Raw genomic sequence first — 4,680 nt, forward strand, 5'->3', positions numbered from 1 at the left:
TGTACATGGTGTACAGGAGCTTGCGGTGGGAGGGCTTGAAGCCGTCGATCTCCGGAATGGCCCGGGAGACGATGACGCTCATGGCGTAGGGCATATAGTTCAGTTCCAGGGTGTCGGTGATGGGCTGTTCCACCACCGCCGCTTTCAGTCCCAGAACATTGGGGTTTGTCGCTTTGTGCCGGGTCTCCTCCGGCTGCTTCTTTTTTGGCATAATTCTCTGATCCTTACCTGCAATCTAAAATTTGCCGCCGGAGGAAACGCGGCCGTCAAGCGGCCGCGTCCTCCATGGGCTCGGGGGTGACCCCATCGATGTAGCCCTCATAGGGGTCAATGACTGTCTCGCCGTCGCCGGGGGCGGAGGCGGGCACCTGGTCCGTCACGGCTGTCACGGCCGTGTAGCTCAGGGCCAGGTCAAACTGATTCTTCATCCGCACCAGCAGATCCATGTTCACCCGGGCGGGGGAGAGGGTGCCCTGGGCATCCACCAGCACCACCGAGCCAAAGCCCGTCTGGTCCCGGTTCTGCACCAACACCCGGAAAGTGGCGCTGCCGCTTTCGGCTACCTTCAGCTCCAGATCCAGCTGCTCGAACTCATTGGCCCAGTCCACGTAGTCCTCGCCGTAGGTCTCCGCCAAAGCAGCCTCGTATTCCTCCTGTCCGTAATGGAGCACCTGGTATCCTCCGCTCTTTGCAAAGCAGCCGTCACCGATATAGGCAGCCGCTTCCTTCACGGTCTTTTCCAGCTCCTGATACATGAGCGCCGGGTCACCGTAGGCGTACTGGCCGCCGTAGACGGAAAACACGCTCTCGTAGAGCAGCTGGCCCACAGAGGTGATCTGCTCCATGTCTCCGGCGGCAACGGGCACGGCCAGCCAGCTGCCGTCGGCGTACATGCCGTAACTCAAAAGCTCCAGTGCCGGCAGCTTCACATACAGCATTCCGTTTTCCCCGTCGTAGATAACCTCCAGCTCCGAATCCGACAGAGCCTTCCACATCTGCGCGGTGGTTTCATCGACATATGCGCCTGCCAACAGCTTCTCCAGGCCGGTCATCTGGAGCTTGGCGGTCAGCTGCACGGTGGTACCGCTTTGCAGGATCTCCATATCCGCTCCCAGGCGGTAGGTCTTGTCGCCGTTGATGGAGTCCAGCGCCGTCAGCTGGCCCTCCAGCTTCACTTTCGTCTGGTAGTTCTTGCCGCTCTCCCGGGCCAGGGCGGTCAAAAGCCGGTTGATGACGGTGAACTGGCTGTCCGCCTGGGCGATCAGCTTGTCCCGCTGCAGCAGCACCGCCGCGTCATACCGGCTATCCCACAGCACATCACAGTCCAGGATGCCGGCCAGGAAGCGGACGGGGATGTACGTATCACCGCCGCGGGTATAGCAGGCAGCGCCCATGTCCTCGGTGCGGGTGCCGCTGGCGTCCGTGACCTCCGCAGAGGCACTGCCGGGACGCAGCCGCACCGTCACGTCTCCGGCCCGGCAAACCAGCGTGTCGCCCTCATAGGCTGCGGTGCCGCCAAAGGCTTCCAGCAGCGGCCGGCAGGGCGCCATGGTATGTCCGTCGGTCACCTCCGGCTTGCCGTTGGGAAAAACAATGAACTTACCGTCCAGCATGATGCCGGTCTCGCCGGCCACGCCGCCCAACTGGGCCCGCAGCCGCTCCGTCTCATGGGCGTTCCAGTAGTCCCACCACTGGTTGTCCAGCCAGTCCTCCAGCATGCAGGCGCGGAAGTCCTCCTCCGTTTCCAGCAGCCACTCTTCCATAAAGGCCTCTTTGGAGTCGTAGTAGTCAGCCATCCAGCACTCTCCGGAGCTCCAATAGGCGTCCGGGTCAAAGGCGGCAATCTCGTCGGCCATGTCCGCCTCCCACTGCTGGCGGGCCTGCCGCTGTTCCACCTCGGCGTCGTACGCCGCCTGGTCTCCGCCAAACCACAGCTCCACACACTCCGCCTCCGATGTGCAGCCATACTCCTGCCACAGCGGGACGGACTCCTCCGCCAGGGCGGGAACGCACAGCGTCAGGGCCAATACCAGCGTCAGCATCCAGGAAAACACGCGCTTCATGACTCTTCACTCCTTTTTTGATTGTACGGCCCGGCGGGCCGGCTGTTCACTCTCTCCGGGGCGACGAGCCCCGGGCATCTCTCACGCCGCCGAAGCGGCCTGCACGGACTCCAGCAGCGCCTGGGCGCTGAGGCCCGCCACGCCCTTGACCGGTGTGCGGAACAGGGCGTCGTCAAACAGGTCCTCGTTCTTTTCCATGAGATTTTTCAGATACGGTCCCCGGGTCACGGTCCAGGGGTCCTTGCTCCCCGCGTCCTCCCGAGCCCACCAGTTGTAGCCGTCCAGATAATTCTCGCAGGCCTCTTCCCAGCTGGAAAAATTGTCATGGAGGGCCGTGGCCGCAGGCTCCAGCAGCGCCAGGGCCTCCGGATAGGTAAGATACCCCGCCGCGTAGCCCCACTGGACCAGGTTGCTCATGCGGAACAGGTCCCAGCAGAGGATACCCCGCTCACCCCACTTTTCTCCCAGGGCCTTGGTGTAGGGGAACATGTAGATGTCCATGCCTGCGGCCTGGGAGAGCAGGGCACGGTACTGCGCGTCCGTCATGGAGGAGATCATGTTCACGTCGTGGAGGAAGCTTGCATTGTGCCCGGCCACCGTCATGGCGCACACGGTCTCGATGAGCTCTGCCCGGTCATGGATGCTCCAGCTGTCCTCCAGCAGATACCGGGCCCACTCATACGTATAGATCGTGCCCGCGGCGGAGGGCTGGCCGATGGCGTCCATGCCGTAGGACATGCCCCGGCCCTTGCCGCCGAAGATCAGCCGGCCGCCGTTGTTGACAGCGCCCAGATACGCGCCCATGGCCATGGCCCACTGCTCCAGGTTGGTGTCCCCCGCCAGGGACTTGTTCTCCGTCACGGCGGCGGTGCGGGTCTCGGAGACCCACTGGATGTTCTGGCCGAATAGCTCCGACACATACCGGGCGGGGATCATGGTCCGGCCGTTTTCGATGTAGGGCGCCACATCCATCTGGAAGGGCTCGCCGTTGACGGTGCAGGTCTTGCTGCCGATGGGCATGATGATCTCCACCCCCGCCCGGACGATGCGGGCGGCCTTGAGGGTGCTGTCATAGGACACGTCGGCGCCCATCTGCTCCGCCAGGCACCGCACGGGGATCATGGTCCGACCATTGACCACCCGGGCCAGGTTCTCCGTGTCGATCCGGTTGCCGTCCAGCGTCACGCTGGCCCGGGTCTTGGCTTCTTTCGCCGCCTCCTGCTCTGCAGGGAGGTTTTCCTGGATGGCCGCCCAATCCGCCTCCGTCACCAGATCCATCACCGGGCAGTCCCGGAACTGGGCCATGGTGTAGCCGGACTGGGCCAGAAATTCCTGCAGCTTCAGTCCGGAGAAGGTCTGCTTGCTCTCCGGGCTGCACTCCACCATCCGCGCACGCAGGTACCACAGCGTCAGAAGGTTATATGTGGCGTCGTTCCGGGTGCCGCCCTCGTCCAGATAGCTGTCCTGGGCCAGGGAGAAGTACCGCCGGGCCTGCATCACGGCCGCCCGCTTGCCGGCATTTTGCGTGTACTGCATGCCGATAAGGCCCAGCTCAAACTGCAGCGCCGCCGTCGCGCTGGACTTTTCTCCCGCCAGCCAGTCCTCATACCGGTCATCCCCCTTTTGGGGCTGGAGGTTCCCGGCGGCCGCGTCGGAGCGCAGCCGCTCCACCATCTGCCAGGTTTCACCGGTATAGACGTCGCCCGTCTCAAAGACCGTATACTCCCAATCCTTCACCCACCCGGGCCGCTCGGGGGCCGCCGCCAGGGCGGGAGCGCACAGTGTCAGGGCCATTACCAGAGAAAGTGCCAAAGCGAGGATGCGTTTCATAATGGGTTCCTCCTTTTCGTTTCCCCGCGCCGGGCAGGGAAATAGATTCCGGTGAAAACTTCTCATAAAACGGGAACGCCGGCAAACCTTCCGGCATCAGAAAAATCGCACGGCAGCCAGTACGCCGAACGCCAGGCAGTCCATGATAATCAAAAAAAGGCCCATCCCGCGGGAAATGCGGCGGCGGTTCGCGGGGGTGTCATCCGTCAGGCGGCGGTCTGTCTTGCAGGAGTAGATACCGCCATCCTTGTAATAAAAAAACATACCGCACCCCAGGTCCGTGCAGACCAGAGCAAGGCCCAGCCCCAGAAGATAGACAAAGCACACGCCGCCCAGCAGCAAAAACAGCAGCTCCTCTCCCGTCACGGTGATCCGCCTCCTCTTCTGCACGCTGTCCCGGTCAGGCACTGCCTTCTTACGAAATATCCGCCATTTCGAGATACTTGTAGCCGTTCTCCGCGATGTGGCATCCGCGCCGCAGCCGCGGCGCATATGCCTCTGCGCGGCAGACGATTTCATAGCGCGCTTGCGCGCGGCGGCTCTCGCATCCGCTCGGCCGCAGGACCATATCGCACCAGCTAGTTGCCAGGCCGAAGACAATTACGAAATATCCGCCATTTCGAGATACTTGTAGCCGTTCTCCGCGATGTGGTCCTTGCGGCCCTGGAGATTGTCCCCCAGCAGCAGGTCAAAGACCTCCGCTGTGGCGGCCACGTCCTCGGGCATGACCCGGATGAGCCGCCGGGTCTCCGGGTTCATGGTGGTCAGCCACATCATGTCCGGGTCG

The 4,680-nt window shown here is 63.0% G+C and carries 5 protein-coding genes; all 5 read right to left on the minus strand.

Translation table 11 applies throughout. The features are described from left to right. A partial coding sequence (locus QZS13_RS09840) for a hypothetical protein (protein ID WP_295588475.1) occupies window positions 1-211 on the minus strand: 211 nt, incomplete at its 3' end. A gap of 55 nt (window positions 212-266) precedes the next feature. Beyond that, complete coding sequence (locus QZS13_RS09845) at window positions 267-2,063, minus strand: copper amine oxidase N-terminal domain-containing protein (protein ID WP_295588477.1); 1,797 nt, start codon at window positions 2,061-2,063, stop codon at window positions 267-269. An 81-nt stretch (window positions 2,064-2,144) separates the two neighbouring features. Continuing rightward, window positions 2,145-3,893 carry a stalk domain-containing protein gene (locus QZS13_RS09850; protein ID WP_295588479.1) on the minus strand — a complete coding sequence of 583 codons (1,749 nt, stop codon included), beginning with the start codon at window positions 3,891-3,893 and terminating at the stop codon, window positions 2,145-2,147. A 96-nt stretch (window positions 3,894-3,989) separates the two neighbouring features. After that, a complete protein-coding gene (locus QZS13_RS09855; RefSeq protein ID WP_295588483.1) occupies window positions 3,990-4,259 on the minus strand; it encodes a hypothetical protein in 270 nt (89 codons plus the stop codon). A gap of 234 nt (window positions 4,260-4,493) precedes the next feature. Beyond that, the coding region (locus QZS13_RS09860) for a hypothetical protein (protein ID WP_295588486.1) at window positions 4,494-4,680 on the minus strand (187 nt) is incomplete at its 5' end.

The organism is uncultured Oscillibacter sp. (genome assembly GCF_900546705.1).
Taxonomy (GTDB): Bacteria; Bacillota; Clostridia; order Oscillospirales; family Oscillospiraceae; genus Oscillibacter.